Here is a 17,069-nt window from a genome sequence, read left to right on the forward strand (position 1 = left end):
ATCGGCTACTTATCGGGGTGCTTATTCGCGTTTTTTCGGGCCCATAGCCAGGCGCCGGCCACGGCCAGGGCGGCCAGGGCCAGCACCAGGCGGTTGCCCAGGACGATATAGGGCGTGTTGCCGGCCATCCCGCGCAGCGAGGCTTTCAGCACGCCCGCCTGGTGGTAGGGCAGCGCCGCCGTCACCTTGCCGTGGCTGTCGATCACCACGGTGGCGCCGGTGTTGGTGGAACCCAGCATGGGGCGGCCAGTTTCCAGCGAGCGCATTTGCGAAATCTGCAGGTGGTGCGGAATGGCGATCGATTCGCCGTACCACGCCAGCTCGGACACGTTCAGCAGCAAGGTGGCAGGATTCGGATCGTTGGCCAGCTGCGCGGCGATCTCTTCGCCGAACAGGTTTTCATAGCAGATATTGGGCAGCACGCGCTGCGACTTCACCTGGAACGGCGCCTGCAGGGCCTTGCCCGGCGTCTGGTCGCCCAGCGGAATGTGCATCAGGTCCGTGAACCAGCGGAAGCCGGCCGGGATGAATTCCCCGAACGGCACCAGGTGGTGCTTGTCGTAGCGGTAGGTCGGCAGGCCGGATTCAGGCGGCAGGCCGACCACGCTGTTCGAATATTTCGTCGGGCTGTCCATCAGCGGAATGCCCAGCACCAGGTGGCTGCCGGAGCGCTTGGCGAACTGGCCCAGGCTGGGCAGGTAGTCCGGCGGCAGCTGGTGCTGGAACAGCATGATGGCCGTTTCCGGCGTGGCGATCAGGTCGGCCGGCTCGGCCGCGATGGTGTCGCGGTAGCGCAGCAGCGTGTCCAGTGTGTGGCGCGCGTCGAACTTCTGCTGCAGCGGCGTGTTGCCCTGCAGGAGGCGCACCGAAATCGGCTGGCCCACGGCATGGGTCCACTCGACGTAGCGCAGGCCGATGCCGGCGGCCATGACGGCGGCCAGCCCGCCCAGGGCGAACCAGCGCGTGCGGTGCGCCGCGAGCAGCAGCGCGCCGGCGCACAGCGCGGCCAGCCAGCCCACGCCGTACACGCCCAGGATGGGAGCGTAGCCGCCCAGCGGCGCGTCGTTGTGGGCGTAGCCGGCGGCGGCCCAGGGGAATCCGGTAAACAGCCAGCCGCGCACCCATTCGAACAAAGCCCACATGGCGGGCAGCATCAGCAGGTTGGCGGCGGGCAGCGGCAGCAGCCAGCGCTTGCGCAGCCACAGCGCAGCGTACATGGCCAGGCCGGCGTAGATACCCATGCCGGCCGCCAGCAGCGCGATGGCGGCCACCGCCAGCGGCAGCGGCAGGCCGTTGAAGGTCAGCGCCACCACCAGCCAGTGCGTGTTGGCCAGGCACCAGCCGAAGCCGAAGGCCCAGCCCACCAGCGCGCCGGCCTTCGGCGTGGACGCGCGCAGCGCCTGGTAGAACAGCGCGGCCAGGCAGGCGATCTGCAGCGGCCACCAGCCGAAGGGGGCAAAGGAGAATACGCTGGCGGCGCCCGCCAGCGCGGCGATGATCATGCGGCCACGGGTGCTGCGCTGTGGTGCGGGAGCATCGCCGGGTTTGGCGCGGCGCCAGCGCATCAGTCTTGTTCGTCCACGGCCGGCGGCAGCTTCTCCACCAGCAGCACGTGCAGCTGGCGCGCGTCGGCACGCAGCACCTCGAAGCGCAGGTTGCCGATGTCGAAGGTGTCGCCCTTGTGCGGCATGCGCTCAAGGTGCTTGACCGCGAAGCCGCCGATGGTGTCGGCGTCCTCGTCGGACAGGTCGGTGTCGAGTTCCTCGTTGAACTGGCTGATCTCGGTGAGCGCCTTGATGCGCCAGCGCGGGCCGAACTTGCCTTCCTTGATCGAGAGGATGTTGTCCTCTTCCTCGTCGAAGTCGTATTCATCCTCGATGTCGCCGACGATCTGTTCCAGCACGTCCTCGATGGTGATCAGGCCGGCCACGCCGGAATACTCGTCAACCACGATGGCCATGTGGTTGTGGTTGGCGCGGAAGTCGCGCAGCAGTACGTTCAGGCGCTTGGACTCGGGAATGAACACGGCCGGGCGCAGCATGTCGCGCACGTCGAAGCTTTCTTCCGCGTAGTAGCGCAGCAGGTCCTTCGCCAGCAGGATGCCGATCACCTTGTCGCGTTCGCCCTCGATGGCGGGGAAGCGCGAGTGGGCCGTTTCCAGCACGGTGGGCATCCATTCCTCGATGGGCTTGGAAATGTCGATCACGTCCATTTGCGAACGCGGCACCATGATGTCGCGCGCGGACAGGTCCGACACCTGGAACACGCCTTCGATCATGGACAGCGCATCGGCGTCGATCAGGTTGCGTTCGTGGGCGTCGTGCAGCACGTCGAGCAGTTCCGCGCGGTTCTCGGGCTCGGGGGAGATGAAAGCGGTGAGTCGCTCAAAAAGCGATCTATGGGGTTTGGCGTCAGTCTTGACGCCACTAGGGTGCTCTTGCATAGGAGGCGTGAGCCAGTTGTTTCGAAGTGCTATAGGATACTACAAATGGCGGGAGGGCCTCGTTTTTGCCAAGTTGATGGCCGGAAATGGGGCTACAATGGCGTATCGTCCACCTGCGCGGAGCCCGCCATGATCAGCAGCGTTTCATCCTTGAATCCGGCCAGCGGCCTGGTGCCGCAGCGGAAAATCGCCGAGCCGGAAGCGCCGCCGGACGTCGATACCGTGGCGCCTGACCCGCAATCGATCAGCGGCGTGCCGCCGGCCGAAGCCAGCCCGGAAGCGCCGCCGCCGCAAGCACCGGCGCCGATGCGCTTCGACAGCGCGCCGCCGCCGGATACCACCGCACGCCTGATCGAGAAGACGCCGTTCGACGTCAATCGCGCCTTGCTGGGTACGACCGGGACACAGGGCGGCTGAGTTCGGCGGGTTACGCACCGCGTGCTAACCCGCCCTACGCAAACCCGCCCGGTGTATACCCGCGCGGTGCGAACCCGCCCGGTGCATACCCGCCCGGTGCATACCCGCCCGGTGCAAACCCGCCCGATGCATACCCGTGCCCCGTAGGGCGGGTTAGCGCAGCGTAACCCGCCAGCGCTACGCGTACGGGTCGGCGTAGCCCAGCCCCGCCAGGATCTCGGTTTCCAGCCCTTCCATCTCGGTGGCCTCTTCATCGTCCATGTGGTCGTAGCCCTGGGCATGCAGCACGCCGTGCACGACCAGGTGCGCCGTGTGTTCTTCCACCGATTTTTTCTGCTCGGCCGCCTCGCGCTGCAGCACGTCGGTGCACAGGATGATGTCGGCGCGGGTCGGCTCGTCCTCGGCGATATCCTCGCCCTCGTTGTAGGCGAAGGTCAGCACGTTGGTGGCGTAGTCCTTCTCGCGGTAGCCGCGGTTCAGCTCCCGGCCTTCCTCCGCATCCACAAAGCGTATGGTCAGCTCGGCCGGCGCGAACAGCGCGGCCTTGATCCACTTGCGTAGCATCGGGCGGGTGATGCTGTCCTGCAGGCGCGGGTCGGCGTACTGCACCGACAGCGCCAGTTTATTTTTTTCGGGCATGTTTGACTGCGGTGGTTTTTGCTGGGGTAAACAGGGGCGAGATCTCGGCGGAGGCGTTGTGCGCGCTCTCGTAGGCGTCCACGATGCGCGCCACCAGCGGATGGCGCACCACGTCGGCGCTGGTGAACTGCGTGAAGGCGATGCCGCGCACGTCGCGCAGCACGTGGCTGGCGTCCACCAGGCCGCTCTTCAGGCTTTTCGGCAAGTCGATCTGGGTGGTGTCACCGGTGACCACGGCCTTGCTGCCGAAGCCGATCCGGGTCAGGAACATCTTCATCTGCTCCACCGTGGTGTTCTGCGCCTCGTCCAGGATCACGAACGCGTGGTTCAGGGTGCGCCCGCGCATATAGGCCAGCGGCGCAATCTCGATCACGCCCTTCTCGAACATTTTCTGCGTGCGGTCAAAGCCCAGCAGGTCGTACAGCGCGTCGTACAGCGGGCGCAGGTACGGGTCCACCTTCTGCGCCAGGTCGCCCGGCAGGAAGCCCAGGCGCTCGCCCGCCTCCACGGCAGGGCGGGTCAGGATGATGCGCTTGACCGCGTCGCGCTCCAGCGCGTCCACCGCGCAGGCCACCGCCAGGTAGGTCTTGCCGGTGCCGGCCGGGCCCAGGCCGAAGCTGATGTCGTGGTCCAGGATGTTGCGCAGGTATTTGATCTGGTGCGGGGTGCGGCCGCGCAAGTCGGTGCGGCGCGTTTTCAGCACCGGGCTGGTGATGTCCGGCTCGTTGAACGGCGGCTCTTCGTGGTCCGGCTCCAGCGGCGGCGCCAGGCCGGCGCGCTGCTCCACCAAGGCCAGCTGCACTTCCTCCACCGGCACCACTTTCTGCGCCACGTTGTAGAACTGCTCCAGGATCTGCACCGCGCGCTCGGCGTTGGTGCCGTTGACGATGAATTTCTCGCCCCGGCGGAATATCGTCACGTCCAGCGCGGCGGAAATCTGGCGCAGGTTTTCATCGAGCGGTCCGCACAAGTGCGCCAGGCGCGTATTGTCGAGCGGCTCGGGGATGAAATAGTGCGGCTGGCTGGGTGTCTTGGTTTTCAAAGGGCGTTGCCTGGTTGGGTGTACTGGAATGGCGCTAGTTTACCGTATCGCGGCGCGCCCGGTGTTTTTCCAGGGCCTGTTGACGCTTCGTCATTGCTTTCGGCTCAGCTTGCCCTACAGTCGAAGAATAGTCTTCCTCATCGCGGAGCGAGCCATGGCAGTCAGTGCGATTCCCAGCGTCAGCAGCAGTCCCGCCCAGCAGGCCAGCGTGGTCGCCGACCAGCGCGCCGAACAGGCCCGCCAGCTGCGGCGCGAGGAGGCCACCCGCCGCGAGCAGGCACTGGCCAGCACTGAACAGCAAACCCAGCAGGCCCGTCAGGCCGGGCGCGCCGAGCAGGAGCGCCAGACCCAGCAGGCTGACGCCGTGCGCCGCCAGCAACTCGACGCGCAGCAGGTCAGCCAGGGCAGCACATCGCCGGGCGCCCGGATCGGCCAGAACATCAATACCAGCGCCTGAGCGGCCCGCGGACCCGCGCCGCGCCCGGTCCGAAGGGCGTTCTCAGCAGCAGTTGGCCGCTGTCATTATTTCCTCAAAGTTCTTCCGTGCGCCACGGAATATTCCCGTGTGTTGAAATGGCATTGTTGCTAAGAATTCTAGCGGGCGCTTGACGTTACACAAGCTTCGCTAGTCGCGGCTTGGCCGGAACGGGCTGGTTTGGTATTAGAATTGTTATTGAAATTGCAATGCCATTCCGGGATAGACAACTCACTAGACGAGGAAAAATCATGGCACACCACGCCCTTGCTTCTCAAGAAAGTTACAACCCTAATCATCTGTTGGATATGCTGCTGGGTAAAATGCAGCTGAAGAACGACGCCGCGCTGTCGCGCATGCTGGAAGTGGCGCCGCCTGTCATCAGCAAGATCCGCCACCACCGCCTGCCGGTCGGCGCCTCGCTGCTGATCCGCATGCACGAAGTCACCGGCATGAGCATCCGCGACCTGCGCGATTTGATGGGCGACCGCCGCACCAAGTATCGCCTGTCCGATGCCCAGGGCCGCCCAAAGCCAGAGGACCGTCCGGAAAAGCAGCAGGACGCCGGCACCTACGCGCACTGACAGGCAGGCGCGTGGCCAGCGTCGCCGGGGCTGGGGCTGCAATGCCCCGGCTTGGCACGCCAGCTTGGATTTAGCTCAGCAGCACCATTGCAATTTCTTCGTATTGCAGTTCCGTTTCGCGGAACAGTTGCAGATAGATGGTTTCATCGAGGCCGAGCGCAGTCCAGGCCACGGTGGACACCGGCGGCACCAGGCCGTCCGGCATATGCGCCAGATCGAGTGCATGGGCAATGGCGTCCGCCACGTGGATGATGGCCGCCAGAAAGCCCGCGCCCGGCGCCTCGGGATGATGGTGGTGGGCGATCGCCAGCCGCATCGTGTCAGAAAAATTCCAGTGCTCCGCCAGCGCCATGCCGGCATCGACGTGATCGATGCCCAACACCGCGCGCTCCGCTTCCAGCGGCGTGCAGTCGTGCGCGGCGCGGTAGGCGATCGCCTGCTCGTACTGCGCCGGGAAGCAGGCCACCAGCACCAGCCGGCCGATGTCGTGCAGCAGCCCGGCCGTGAAGGCGTAGTCCTGGTTGAAGCGCATCTGGCGCGCCAGCACCTTGGCGCAGGCCGCGCTGGCGATGGAGTGGCGCCAGAACGCCTTGTGGTCGAAGCCGGCGCAGGAGCGCTCGGCAAAGCAGCCGGTCAGCGCGGCCGCCGTGATCAGGTTGCGCGTGGCCTGGAAGCCGAGAAAGGTGATGGCTTGCTGGATGGTGGTCACTTTCACTTGCAGGCCGTACAGCGAGGAGTTGGCCAGGCGCAGCGTCTTGGCGGTCAGCGCCTGGTCGTGCGAGACCTTCCTGGCCAGCACAGAAATGTCCACCTCTTCCTGGTCTATGCTGTTGAGCAGTTCCATCACCACGGCGGGCAGCGAAGGCAGGTCGTCCAGGTTTTTTACTACATCGTCGTATGTCAGCATGGTGCTCATTCTTCAGCGGGGGCCAGGCCCAGGCGGTAGTCGGTGACGAAGCGGCGCAGCAACGCGGTGGCCCAGTCGCTGTCGCTGTCCGGGTCGCTCTTGCGGAACAGGCGGGCGATGCGCGCCAGCTGCTGTTCGCGCTCCGCCGCCTGCTCGGCCACGCTGGGCTGCTCGGCGGCGGCGATCGGCAAGGTCGCGATGCCGTGGCGCGGCATCAGCGCCAGCATGGACGCGGTCAGCACCGTGCCTTGCGGCAGCAGCACATGGCCGTGCGCGTCCAGCAGTTCATCCGACAATATCATTCCCGCTTCCACCTGTGCCAGCGGCAGGTGCTGATAAGTGGCAGTCATGTCGCCTCCATCGTTCTCGTCGCACGATCTTACCATCGGCGCCGGGCGCGAGTCGAAAATCTTGCCAAGTTGCTAGGCATACTTTACATTGGGGCGTTGCCGTCATATCCGTGCCGCGCAAGACTGGGAGGAGCCGCTCGATGTTTGGTATCCAAGGTCGCCTGACCTTGCTGTTCGTGGTGATCGTCACCCTGGTGCTGGGCATATCCGGCACCTACGCGCAGTACAGCCTGAGCCACGAACTCGAAGTGAACAACCAGCGCCTGCGGCAGGGCGTGCTGACGCGCCTGCAGACCAGTTTGCCCTCCGCGCTGTGGGACCTGGACAAGGCCAAAGTGGACAACATCGTGGCCGCCGAGATGCTGCCGCCCGAGCTGGTCGCCATCCGCGTGTACGACACCTCGGTCGGCCTGTTCTCGGGCAAGGTGCGCAAGGACAACGGCAGCGTCACCCAGATCGAATCGGACGCCGCCGTGGGCGGCACGCCGGTGGTGGCCGACCTGGCCTACCGCGACGCCGGCGCGGCCGGCAACGCGCCCAAGCCCGTCATCGTAGGCCGCGTGGTGGTCAACTTCAGCCGCGCGCAAATGGACGCCACCTTGCGCAGCGAGGTGCAGCGCAAGGTGATCGAAGTGCTGCTGCTGGACTCCATCCTGGTGGCGGCGCTGGCGCTGAGCCTGCGCATCGTGTTCGACCCGCTCAAGCAGCTGCGCGACGGCCTGCACGACCTGGCCACGCGCGGCTCGGACGAGGTGGGCGAGCTGCCGGAAAACCGGCGCGACGAACTGGGCCAGGTGATCCGCGGCTTCAACGCCATCCAGCGGCGCGTCAAGGCCATCATCGCCCGCACCCGCGAGGCCGAGGACGAGGCGCGCCGCGCCGCGCAGCAAACGGCCAAGGCGCTGGACGACCTGCGCCGCACCCAGGAGTCGCTGCTGCAGGCCGAGCGCCTGGCGTCGCTGGGCGGCCTGGTGGCCGGCGTGGCGCACGAAATCAACACCCCGGTGGGCATTGCGCTCACCAGCGCCTCCATCCTGTCGGAAGCGACCGAGAAGGTGCACCAGTCGGTGGCCGAGGGCGCCATCAAAAAATCGGACATCATGAAATACCTGGAGACCGCCAGCGAGAGCACCAAGCTCATCATGAACAACGCCTACCGTGCCGCCCATCTGATCCACAGCTTCAAGCAGATCGCGGTGGACCAGGTGAGCGAGGCGCGCCGCCGCTTCGAGCTGCGCGAGTACATCGGCGAGGTGGTGTCCAGCCTGCAGCCCAAGCTGAAAAAAACCCACATCCAGGTGGAGATAGACTGCCCTTCCGAGATCGTGCTCGACAGCTACCCCGGCGCGCTGGCCCAGGTCATCACCAACCTCACGCTCAACTGCGTGGAGCACGCCTTCGACCCGGACGACGAAGGCCGCATCGCCATCAATGTGCGGGCCGACGGCGAGTGGGTGGAGATGCAGGTGGTGGACAACGGCAAGGGCATCCCGCCGGACATGCTGGACAAGGTGTTCGACCCCTTCGTCACCACGCGCCGCGGCCAGGGCGGCACCGGCCTGGGGCTCAACATCGTGTTCAACCTGATCGCCAAGCAGTTCGGCGGCACCATCACGGTGACCAGCACCCTGGGCCAGGGCGCCAGCTTCGTGCTGCGCATTCCGCGCGTGACGCCGATCGAGGGCGAAGACAGCGGCGCACCGCACGCGGACGCGCCGCTGCACGCGTGACGGGCGTGCCGGCACGGCGCGCAAAACGCCCGCCACGCGCGCCGCACCTGCCGCATACTATGGTTTTGCCGTAAAGGAGAGAACAATGGGGACACGCAGGCAGATCGCCCTGCTGCGCGGCATCAACGTGGGCCGCGCCAAGCGCGTGGCCATGGCCGATCTGCGCAAGCTGGTGGCCGACCTGGGCTACGCCGACGTGCGCACCGTGCTCAACAGCGGTAACGTGGTGTACGACTGCCCGGCCGGCGCCGCCGACGCTGCCGTGGCGGCCAGCCGCATTGAGGAAGCGCTGGTGCTCAAGCTGGGCGTGGGCGCGCGCGTGACGGTGCTGGACGCCGAGCAGCTGGCCCACGTGGTGGAAGACAACAGCCTGCAGCCGGTGGCTGACGATCCCTCGCGCCTGCTGGTGGCCGTGCTGAACAACCCGGCCGACCGCGAACGGCTGCTGCCGCTGGCGCACCAGCGCTGGGAGCCTGAAGCGTTCGCACTGGGCCGCTGGGCCGCCTACCTGTGGTGCGCGGATGGCGTCCTGGCCAGCCGCGCCGCGGCCGCCATGGGCAAGCTGCTGGGCGACGCCGTCACCACCCGCAACTGGACCACGATCAGCAAATTGCACGCGCTGGCCTGCGAACGGCTGGCATAAAAGAGACCGTCAAGGAGAACGTCATGGCAGTGGTGGAAGGCGAGTTTGATGTAACCATGAGTCCCGAACTGATGTCGGTGGGGGCGTCCGGCTTCGGCCTGCACCGCATGGTGCTGGACAAGCGCTACCACGGCGCGCTGGAGGCCAGCGGGAACGGCGAAATGCTCAGCTTCATGGGCGCGGCGCAAGGCTCGGCCGGCTACGTGGCGATGGAGCGCGTGGAAGGCCAGCTCGGCGGCCTGCGCGGCGGCTTCACCTTGCAGCACCACGGCATCATGGACCGCGGCCAGCCCAGCCTGAGCGTGCTGGTGGTGCCGGACTCCGGCAGCGGCGACTTGACCGGCCTGAGCGGCAAGCTGGACATCCGCAACGAAGACGGCAAGCATTACTACAAGTTCGACTATGTGATTGCCGCCTTGCCCTAGGCTTTGCGCTACAATAGCGGCATTATTTGCTATGCGGCAACAAAGATGAACAAGGATCTCTACAAGGGCGCGCTGATCATGGCCAGCCTGCTGGTGGTGCTGGTAGTGGGCGCTTTCGCCCTGTCGGACGACGGCGCGCAAAAGGCGGGCTGCGTCGGCCGCGCCATCGGCAGCGGCGTCTCCTTGAGCAGCATCGCCTCGGTCTGCGGCCTGGGCCGCTAAGCAGGCTCAGCTTGCCTGGAAACAGGCGGCGAAGGCCTGGCGGGCCGGGTGGTGCAGCACGTCGCTGCGCCAGACCAGCATGGTCTGCACCAGCGCCGTCTCCGGCGCCAGGCTATGGCACTGGATGCTGCCGTCCAGCTGGCGCTGCCTGAGCACTTCCTTGGGCATCAAGGCCACTCCCATGCCGGCCGCCACGCAGCCGAGGATGGCTTCGAAGGTGCCGAATTCCGAAATCCGGGTGGTGGCCACGCCGCCTTCGGCAAACCAGTTTTCCAGCCGCCGCCGGTAGGCGCAGCCGCTGCGGAACACCAGCAGTGCGCGCCGCGCCACGTCGTGCGGACTGCGCACCGGGCCTTGTGCGGCGTCGGTCAGCAGCACCAGCTCTTCCTCGAATACCGCCAGCTGCGACAGCTCCGGCCGCAGCACCGGCGCGGCCACCAGCGCCACGTCCAGCTTGTGGTTGAGCACAGCGTGCACCAGCTGGTCGGTGGGCGCCGTTTCCAGCAGCAGGTCCACTTCGGGATGCCTGTTATGGAAGGCCGCCAGCACCTGCGGCAGGCGTGCGGCGGCGGCCGTCTCCATGGCGCCGATGCGCAGCTGGCCGGACGGTGCCTGGTCGCCGCGCAGCGCGGCCTGCGCCTCGTCGGCCAGGGTCAGCAGGCGGTCGGCGTAAGCCAGCAGGCGCTCGCCCTCGGCGGTGATCAGCAATCGCCTGCCGGCGCGGTGAAACAGCGCCACGCCCAGCGTCTCCTCCAGCTGCGCCAGCCGGGCTGAGACGTTCGACTGCACGCGGTTCAGCCGTGCGGCCGCCTGCGTGACGCTGCCTTCCTCGGCCACGGCCTTGAAGATGCGGAGTGCGGACAATTCCATGACGTTCTCGATTCAAGATAGGTTTAATCATTATTATTCATTTTTCTGGATATGCAAACCCGCCTATAGTGAAGCCATGAAAACCCCGACCACACCCTCGCGCGCTGTGTTGCTGGCATGCAGCTTCGCTTTCATCATCGTCCAGCTCGACGTCACCATCGTCAACGTCGCCTTGCCCCGCATGGGGCAGGAGCTGGGCGCCAGCGTTGGGGACCTGCAATGGGTGGTGGATGCCTACACCCTGGGTTTTGCCGTGTTCCTGCTGTCGGCCGGGGTGCTGGGCGATAAGTTCGGCTCGCGCCGCGTGTTCCTGGCCGGCTTCTGGCTGTTCACCCTGGCTTCGCTGGCGTGCGCGGCGGCCGGCGGTGCGGTCATGCTCAACCTGGCCCGCGCCGCGCAGGGCATCGGCGCCGCGCTGCTGGTGCCCAGTTCGCTTGCCATCCTGAACGCCAGCTACGCGCACGACAAGGTGCAGCTGGCCAAGGCCGTGGGCTGGTGGACGGCGGCCGGCGGCGTGTCGATCGCGCTGGGGCCGGTGCTGGGCGCGGCGCTGATGGAGCTGGCCGGCTGGCGCAGCATCTTCTGGGTCAACATTCCGCTGTGCCTGGCGGGCGCCTGGCTCACCCTGCGCGCCGTGCCTGCAGCGCCCGGCAAGGATCCGCTGCGCGCCTTCGACATGCCGGGCCAGCTGCTGGCGGTGGTGGCGCTGACCGCCTTCATCGGCGCCGTGATCGAAGTGCATGCGCTGGGCTGGACCCATGCCATCGTGCTGGGCGGCCTGGCACTGGCCGCGCTGGCGGGGGCGCTGTTCCTGCTGGTGGAGGCGCGCAGCAAGGCGCCCATGCTGCCGCTGGCGCTGTTCCGCAGCGCCGGCGGCGGCGCCGGCTTTCGCGGCGCGGTGGCGTTCGGCGTGCTGGTGAACTTCGCCTACTACGGCGTGATCTTCGTGCTGAGCTTTTACCTGCAGAGTGTGCGCGGCTACACGGCCCTGGAAGCGGGCGTGATCTTCCTGCCGCTGACCGGCACCTTCATCTTCTCCAACATCGCCAGCGGGCGCATGTCGGCGCGCACCGGCTTGCGGGCACCCATGATACTGGGCGGCCTGGTGGGGGCGGGCGGCTATGCGCTGCTGGGCATGTTCGGCATTTCCGGCGAGGCCGGATTCTGGGCCATGCTGCCCGGCCTGGCGCTGATCCCGGCCGGCATGGGGCTGGCCGTGCCGGCCATGACCACATCCATCCTGTCCAGCGTGCCGCCCGGCCAGGCCGGCACCGCCTCGGCCGTGCTGAACACCGCACGCCAGGTGGGCGGCGCGCTGGGCGTGGCGGTGTACGGCGCCATGGTCGCCGCCAGCTCGCCGGCCGCCGCGATGAGCGGCCTGCGCACCGCACTCGCCATTTCCGCCGCGCTGCTGCTCACCGCCGCCGCCATCGCCTGGCAAAGCATCGGCGGGGCAGGGCAGCAAGAACGCGTAGGGCGGGTTAGGCGCGCAGCGCCGTAACCCGCCGGCTCCGCCGCGGCCGCGGCGGCCGCGGCCGCGGCAGCTTAAGCGCTGGCGCGCTAACCCGCCCTACGCGAGCGGAAGCTGGCCACCTTGTGCCGGTTGCCGCAGATCGCCATGCTGCACCACCTCCGGCGGTGCGACTTGGTGCGGTCCGCGAACCACAGCGTGCAGTCCGGATTCTCGCAATGCTTCACCAGCGTGAAATCGCCGGCCAGCAGTTCCGCCGCCGCCTCGGCCAGCGGCGCCAGCACCTGCCGCGCGGTGCCGGCCGCATACACGGGCCGCAGCGCCAGCGCGTTGTCGTCGCCGGCGGCCAGTTCCATGTGCCGCCGCCCCTGCGCCAGCGCCGCGTTCAGCGCCGCCAGGTCCACCGTCTCCATCGCCAACCCGTCCTTGCGCCGCGCCACCAGCTTGCGCACCAGTTCGCGCAGCGCGCGCGCCTCTTCCAGCAAGCCCGGCAAACCCGAAAAATCAGCCATCGCCGCGCCGGACGGCAAATATCCCGCCCGCGCCAGCCAGTCCGCCACATCCGCGCCGCTGCGCCAGCCGTCCACCGCCTCGCCCTGCACCTGCACCACCGTGTTGAGCATGTCCAGCGCCGGATGATCGCCCAGAAAGTCCATCGTCATTCAATTCTCTGAAAGAGTGAATTCCAGTGTAACCGTTAAAAATACGTTTTACAAGTTTCAATATTACGCTATTCTGGTAACCAGTAAAACGTAATTTAAACAGTTTCACTCACCAGGGAGATCCACCATGTCGAACCAAGCCAGCTTCCACACCGTTTCCGCCGACGGCGTCAACATCTTCTACCGCGAAGCCGGCGCGCCCGATGCGCCCGTAATGCTGCTGCTGCATGGCTTTCCCAGCTCCTCGCATATGTACCGCAACCTGATCCCGCTGCTGGCCACCAAATACCGCGTCATCGCGCCGGACCTGCCTGGCTTCGGCTTCACCACCGTGCCCGCAGAACGCAATTACCGCTACACCTTCGACAACCTGGCTGCCACCATGGAAGCCTTCGTGCAGGCGCTGGCGCTGGAAAAATATGCGCTCTACGTGTTCGACTACGGCGCCCCGGTGGGCCTGCGCCTGGCCGCAGCCCATCCCGAGCGCGTGACCGCCCTGGTTTCGCAAAACGGCAACGCCTACCTGGAAGGCCTGGGCGATCCGTTTATCGGCATCAAACAGTACTGGGCCGCGCCGGCCGAGCACCGCGAAGCCATGCGCGGCTCGCTCAGCCTCGAAGCCACCAAATGGCAGTACACCCACGGCGTGGCCAACCCGGACACGGTGGCGCCCGAAGCCTACCACCTGGACGCGCTGCTGATGGAACGTCCCGGCAATGCGGACGTCCAGCTGGCGCTGTTCCTCGACTACGCCAACAACCTGACCCAGTATCCGGTGTTCCAGCAGTTCTTCCGAGATGCGCAAGTGCCCACGCTGGCCATCTGGGGCGAGCATGACCCGTTCTTCATCCCGCCCGGCGCCCACGCTTACCGCCGCGACAACCCCGACGCGGTGGTGAAACTGCTGGACACCGGCCACTTCGCGCTGGAAACCCATGTGGAGGAAATCGCTGCCGAGATCCACAAACTGCTGGCGCGCGCACTGGCCTAGCCGGCAGGGCCGGCCCCGCTCCCACGCCGGGGCCGGCTTGCGCTAGACTGGAGCATTCTTCATACCATGCAAGGCAACATGAACCGCTCCCTACCCGCGCTGCTGCTGGTCGCCGCCGCCATCGCCGGCTGTGCAGGCAGCAAGAACAAACCCACGGCCCCAGCCGAGCCGGCCGCCGCCAATCCGCAGGTCCTGCTGCTGGGCGAAGTGCACGACAACCCCGACGGCCACAAGCTGCGCTACCAGCAGCTGTTCCGGCGCGTGGAAGCCGGCTGGCGTCCCGCCATCGCCATGGAACAGTTCGACCGCGAAAACCAGGCCCTGCTCAACAAGGCCCAGAAGGACTGCCGCGACGCGCAATGCGTCATCCTCGTCATGGCGGGCCCGCGCTGGGACTGGGACCAGTACCGCCCCATCATCGACCTGGCGCTGCGCTACGACCTGCCGCTGGTCGCCGCCAACCTGTCGCGCAAGGACGCCTCGCTGGTGGTGCGCGACGGCGTGGCTTCCAGTTTCGACGAGAAGACCGTGGCCGAGTACCGCCTGAAGGAAGCGCTGCCGGCCGACATCGTGAAAGCGCAGGCCAGGGAAATCGTGGCCGGCCATTGCAATATGCTGCCGGACATGATGGTGCCGGGCATGGTCAACGCCCAGGTCGCGCGCGACATCTGGATGGCCAAGCTGCTGCGCGCCCAGCAGCCGCGCGACGTGGTGCTCATCGCTGGCAATGGCCACGTGCGCAAGGACTACGGCGTGCCGCGCTGGCTCAACGCGGTGGAGCCCAGGCTCACCGTCCGCAGCGTGGGCTACGTGGAGGAAGCCGCTGCGCCCGGCCAGTACGACGCCAGCTATACCGTGCCGAAGAAGCAGCGCCCGGACCCGTGCGCCAGCCTGAAGCCGAAATCGTAGATCATGGAGCGCAAGAGGAGGGCACGATAATGGAAACGACCTACAAGGAAAGCGCGCCGACGCGCGCCGACATCGACGCGCTGGCCGGCCCGGCGTTGCTGGAATTCGGCACCAACTGGTGCGGCTACTGCCGCGCCGCCCAGCCGCCGCTGGCCGAGGCCTACGCGGACTATGCGCAGGTGCCGCACTACAAAGTGGAAGACGGCCCGGGGCGCCTGCTGGGCCGCTCCTTCCGCGTGAAACTGTGGCCCACGCTGGTGTTCCTGCGCGACGGCAAAGAGGTCGCGCGCGTGGTGCGGCCGGAGGACGCAGACGAGATCCGCGAAGGCTTCGCGCAAATCGCCGGCGCGTAAATGCGGGCCTGGACCACCGCAGCGGCATCGGTGCACGCGTTGCTGCTGCTGCTGCTCCCCGCCACCGCTGCCGCCGCCAGCCTGCCGCCGGCGCTGGCGGAGACCGAGCGGCGCATCATTTCTGTCGCCGCCTGGGGCGGCACGCCGGCCGACCCGGCCAAGGCGCGCCGCCACACCATCACCCACATCACGCTGCACCACCAGGGCGAGCCTTTCCCGGCCGGGAAAGACCCCCAGCTCTACCTGCGCAATCTGCAGACCTGGTCGCGCAGCAGCAAGCACTGGCTGGACATTCCCTACCACTACATCATCGACCTGGACGGCCGCATCTACGAGGGCCGCAGCATCGCCTACGCGGGCGACACCAACACCGAATACGACCCCACCGGCCACGCGCTGATCGAAGTGGTGGGCAATTTCGAGGAAGTGCAGCCCAACCAGCAGCAGCTCGACGCCACCGTCGACCTGATGGCCTTGCTGGCGATGAAATACAATATAGCCCCGGCCACTATCCACGGCCACAAGGATTACTCGGCGCAAACCGTCTGCCCCGGCGTCAATCTATACCGCTACCTGGAAAACGGCTACCTCCGCGACCAGGTGACGCAGCGTTTGCAATCGTCCCTTCCCAAGTAATCCAGGAGCAGTAATGAGTCAGCCCCATCCCGGCGCACAGCCGGCCAGCAAGGTCAATTCCCCGGCCACCGTGCTGTTTGCCAGCCTGATCGGCACCACCATCGAATTCTTCGACTTCTACATCTACGCGACCGCCGCCGTGCTGGTCTTCCCCAAGCTGTTCTTCCCCGCCGGGGACGCCGCCGCCGCCACCTTGCAGTCGCTGGCCACCTTCGCCATCGCCTTCTTCGCGCGCCCGGTCGGTTCGGCCGTGTTCGGCCACTTCGGCGACCGCATCGGCCGCAAGGCCACGCTGGTGGCGGCGCTGCTCACCATGGGCCTGTCCACCGTCGCCATCGGCATGCTGCCGACATACGCGTCCATCGGCACGGCCGCGCCGCTGCTGCTGGCGCTGTGCCGCTTCGGCCAGGGCCTGGGCCTGGGCGGCGAGTGGGGCGGCGCGGTGCTGCTGGCCACCGAGAACGCGCCGCCGGGCAAGCGCGCCTGGTACGGCATGTTCCCGCAGCTGGGCGCGCCGATCGGTTTCTTCCTGTCCGGCTCCATCTTCCTGCTGCTGAGCCAGACGCTCACCGACGCGCAGTTCTTCTCCTACGGCTGGCGCATCCCCTTCCTTTCCAGCGCGCTGCTGGTCATCGTCGGCCTGTACGTGCGGCTGAAGATCACGGAAACGCCGGACTTCCAGAAGGTGCTGGACAAGGGCGAGCGCGTGAAGATCCCTGCCGTCACCGTGTTCCGCGAGCATACCCGGATGCTGGTGCTGGGCACACTGATGGCCATGGCCACCTTCGTGCTGTTCTACCTGATGACGGTGTTCACCCTGAGCTGGGGCACGACCGCGCTGGGCTACACCCGCAAGGACTTCCTCATCCTGCAGCTGTTCTCGGTACTGTTCTTCGGCCTCACCATCCCGGTCACCGCGCTGGTGGCCGACCGCTACGGCCGCCGGCTGACGCTGATCGTGGTGTCTGCGCTGATCATGGCCTTCGGCCTGGTGCTGGCGCCGCTGTTCGGTTCCGGCAGCACCATTGAAGTCACGCTGGCCATGTCGATCGGCCTGGGGCTGATGGGCATGACCTACGGCCCGCTTGGCACCATGCTGTCCGAGCTGTTCCCGGCCGAAGTGCGCTACACCGGCGCCTCGCTCACGTTCAACCTGGCGGGCATCCTGGGCGCCTCGCTGGCGCCGTACGCCGCCACCTGGCTGGCCACGCACTACGGCCTGCACTACGTCGGCTACTACCTCTCCACGGCGGCGGGCCTGAGCCTGGTCGCGCTGCTGCTGTGCCGCTCGCGCAACTGA

General features: G+C 66.9%; 21 protein-coding genes. 13 read left to right on the forward strand and 8 right to left on the reverse strand.

The genetic code is table 11. The features are described 5' to 3' along the window. Window positions 1-5: 5 nt before the first annotated feature. On the reverse strand, window positions 6-1,565 hold the full coding sequence (gene lnt, locus ASC94_RS07995; RefSeq protein WP_056393067.1) for an apolipoprotein N-acyltransferase: 1,560 nt from the start codon (window positions 1,563-1,565) through the stop codon (window positions 6-8). After that, window positions 1,565-2,443: an HlyC/CorC family transporter gene (locus tag ASC94_RS08000; protein WP_056393069.1), complete on the reverse strand. Its 879-nt coding sequence runs from the start codon at window positions 2,441-2,443 to the stop codon at window positions 1,565-1,567. Before ASC94_RS08000 ends, lnt begins: the two co-directional genes overlap by 1 nt. Before the next feature lie 129 nt (window positions 2,444-2,572). On the opposite strand from ASC94_RS08000, the gene ASC94_RS08005 reads away from it, so the two are divergent. Next, window positions 2,573-2,860 (forward strand): hypothetical protein, encoded by a 288-nt coding sequence (locus ASC94_RS08005; RefSeq protein ID WP_056393071.1) that lies wholly within the window; start codon window positions 2,573-2,575, stop codon window positions 2,858-2,860. Between the two features lie 177 nt (window positions 2,861-3,037). Here the strand turns inward: ASC94_RS08005 and ybeY are convergent, their stop codons facing one another. Beyond that, complete coding sequence (gene ybeY / locus ASC94_RS08010; protein ID WP_056393072.1) at window positions 3,038-3,499, reverse strand: rRNA maturation RNase YbeY; 462 nt, start codon at window positions 3,497-3,499, stop codon at window positions 3,038-3,040. Further along, window positions 3,483-4,541: a PhoH family protein gene (locus ASC94_RS08015; protein ID WP_056393074.1), complete on the reverse strand. Its 1,059-nt coding sequence runs from the start codon at window positions 4,539-4,541 to the stop codon at window positions 3,483-3,485. The genes ybeY and ASC94_RS08015 overlap by 17 nt, the downstream gene beginning before the upstream one ends. A gap of 154 nt (window positions 4,542-4,695) precedes the next feature. Here ASC94_RS08015 and ASC94_RS08020 point away from each other — a divergent pair, with 154 nt between their 5' ends. Together ASC94_RS08020 and ASC94_RS08025 are read left to right on the forward strand one after the other, a co-directional pair. Continuing rightward, window positions 4,696-4,998 (forward strand): hypothetical protein, encoded by a 303-nt coding sequence (locus ASC94_RS08020; protein ID WP_056393076.1) that lies wholly within the window; start codon window positions 4,696-4,698, stop codon window positions 4,996-4,998. A 269-nt stretch (window positions 4,999-5,267) separates the two neighbouring features. Then, entirely contained in the window at window positions 5,268-5,600 is a 333-nt protein-coding gene (locus ASC94_RS08025; protein WP_056393077.1) for a hypothetical protein, read from the forward strand. A gap of 70 nt (window positions 5,601-5,670) precedes the next feature. On the opposite strand, the gene ASC94_RS08030 is transcribed toward ASC94_RS08025, so the two are convergent. Both ASC94_RS08030 and ASC94_RS08035 read right to left on the reverse strand, forming a co-directional pair. Then, window positions 5,671-6,516, reverse strand: coding sequence for an HDOD domain-containing protein (locus ASC94_RS08030; protein ID WP_056393078.1), 846 nt, complete (start codon window positions 6,514-6,516; stop codon window positions 5,671-5,673). Continuing rightward, window positions 6,513-6,857: a hypothetical protein gene (locus tag ASC94_RS08035; RefSeq protein ID WP_056393079.1), complete on the reverse strand. Its 345-nt coding sequence runs from the start codon at window positions 6,855-6,857 to the stop codon at window positions 6,513-6,515. Before ASC94_RS08035 ends, ASC94_RS08030 begins: the two co-directional genes overlap by 4 nt. A gap of 140 nt (window positions 6,858-6,997) precedes the next feature. On the opposite strand from ASC94_RS08035, the gene ASC94_RS08040 reads away from it, so the two are divergent. The 4 genes from ASC94_RS08040 (at window position 6,998) to ASC94_RS32400 (ending at window position 9,877) form a co-directional block, all read left to right on the forward strand. Further along, window positions 6,998-8,587 carry a sensor histidine kinase gene (locus ASC94_RS08040; protein ID WP_056393081.1) on the forward strand — a complete coding sequence of 530 codons (1,590 nt, stop codon included), beginning with the start codon at window positions 6,998-7,000 and terminating at the stop codon, window positions 8,585-8,587. 85 nt (window positions 8,588-8,672) lie between these two features. Beyond that, a complete protein-coding gene (locus ASC94_RS08045; protein ID WP_056393083.1) occupies window positions 8,673-9,230 on the forward strand; it encodes a DUF1697 domain-containing protein in 558 nt (185 codons plus the stop codon). Window positions 9,231-9,253: 23 nt separating this feature from the next. Beyond that, window positions 9,254-9,655: a DUF3224 domain-containing protein gene (locus ASC94_RS08050; RefSeq protein WP_056393085.1), complete on the forward strand. Its 402-nt coding sequence runs from the start codon at window positions 9,254-9,256 to the stop codon at window positions 9,653-9,655. Window positions 9,656-9,700: 45 nt separating this feature from the next. Further along, the gene (locus ASC94_RS32400; RefSeq protein ID WP_157201343.1) at window positions 9,701-9,877 is read left to right on the forward strand and encodes a hypothetical protein; all 177 of its coding nucleotides are present in this window, start codon (window positions 9,701-9,703) and stop codon (window positions 9,875-9,877) included. Window positions 9,878-9,883: 6 nt separating this feature from the next. Here ASC94_RS32400 and ASC94_RS08055 read toward each other — a convergent pair whose 3' ends face one another. Further along, window positions 9,884-10,747: a LysR family transcriptional regulator gene (locus ASC94_RS08055; RefSeq protein ID WP_056393087.1), complete on the reverse strand. Its 864-nt coding sequence runs from the start codon at window positions 10,745-10,747 to the stop codon at window positions 9,884-9,886. A 76-nt stretch (window positions 10,748-10,823) separates the two neighbouring features. Here ASC94_RS08055 and ASC94_RS08060 point away from each other — a divergent pair, with 76 nt between their 5' ends. Then, the gene (locus ASC94_RS08060; protein WP_056393089.1) at window positions 10,824-12,248 is read left to right on the forward strand and encodes an MFS transporter; all 1,425 of its coding nucleotides are present in this window, start codon (window positions 10,824-10,826) and stop codon (window positions 12,246-12,248) included. A gap of 59 nt (window positions 12,249-12,307) precedes the next feature. Here ASC94_RS08060 and ASC94_RS08065 read toward each other — a convergent pair whose 3' ends face one another. Next, window positions 12,308-12,880, reverse strand: a complete 573-nt coding sequence (locus tag ASC94_RS08065) for an ABATE domain-containing protein (RefSeq protein ID WP_056393090.1) — start codon at window positions 12,878-12,880, stop codon at window positions 12,308-12,310. Between the two features lie 127 nt (window positions 12,881-13,007). On the opposite strand from ASC94_RS08065, the gene ASC94_RS08070 reads away from it, so the two are divergent. The 5 genes from ASC94_RS08070 to ASC94_RS08090 all read left to right on the forward strand — a co-directional run bounded on the left by ASC94_RS08070 (window position 13,008) and on the right by ASC94_RS08090 (window position 17,069). Further along, the gene (locus ASC94_RS08070; protein WP_056393091.1) at window positions 13,008-13,871 is read left to right on the forward strand and encodes an alpha/beta fold hydrolase; all 864 of its coding nucleotides are present in this window, start codon (window positions 13,008-13,010) and stop codon (window positions 13,869-13,871) included. Between the two features lie 78 nt (window positions 13,872-13,949). Further along, entirely contained in the window at window positions 13,950-14,780 is an 831-nt protein-coding gene (locus ASC94_RS08075; protein WP_229417206.1) for a ChaN family lipoprotein, read from the forward strand. A 29-nt stretch (window positions 14,781-14,809) separates the two neighbouring features. Further along, on the forward strand, window positions 14,810-15,133 hold the full coding sequence (locus ASC94_RS08080; RefSeq protein WP_056393095.1) for a thioredoxin family protein: 324 nt from the start codon (window positions 14,810-14,812) through the stop codon (window positions 15,131-15,133). Further along, complete coding sequence (locus ASC94_RS08085) at window positions 15,134-15,769, forward strand: peptidoglycan recognition family protein (protein ID WP_056393098.1); 636 nt, start codon at window positions 15,134-15,136, stop codon at window positions 15,767-15,769. Between the two features lie 13 nt (window positions 15,770-15,782). Then, window positions 15,783-17,069 (forward strand): MFS transporter, encoded by a 1,287-nt coding sequence (locus ASC94_RS08090; RefSeq protein ID WP_056393101.1) that lies wholly within the window; start codon window positions 15,783-15,785, stop codon window positions 17,067-17,069.

The sequence above is a fragment of the Massilia sp. Root418 genome (assembly GCF_001425265.1).
In the GTDB taxonomy this organism is placed as follows: Bacteria; Pseudomonadota; Gammaproteobacteria; order Burkholderiales; family Burkholderiaceae_D; genus Rugamonas.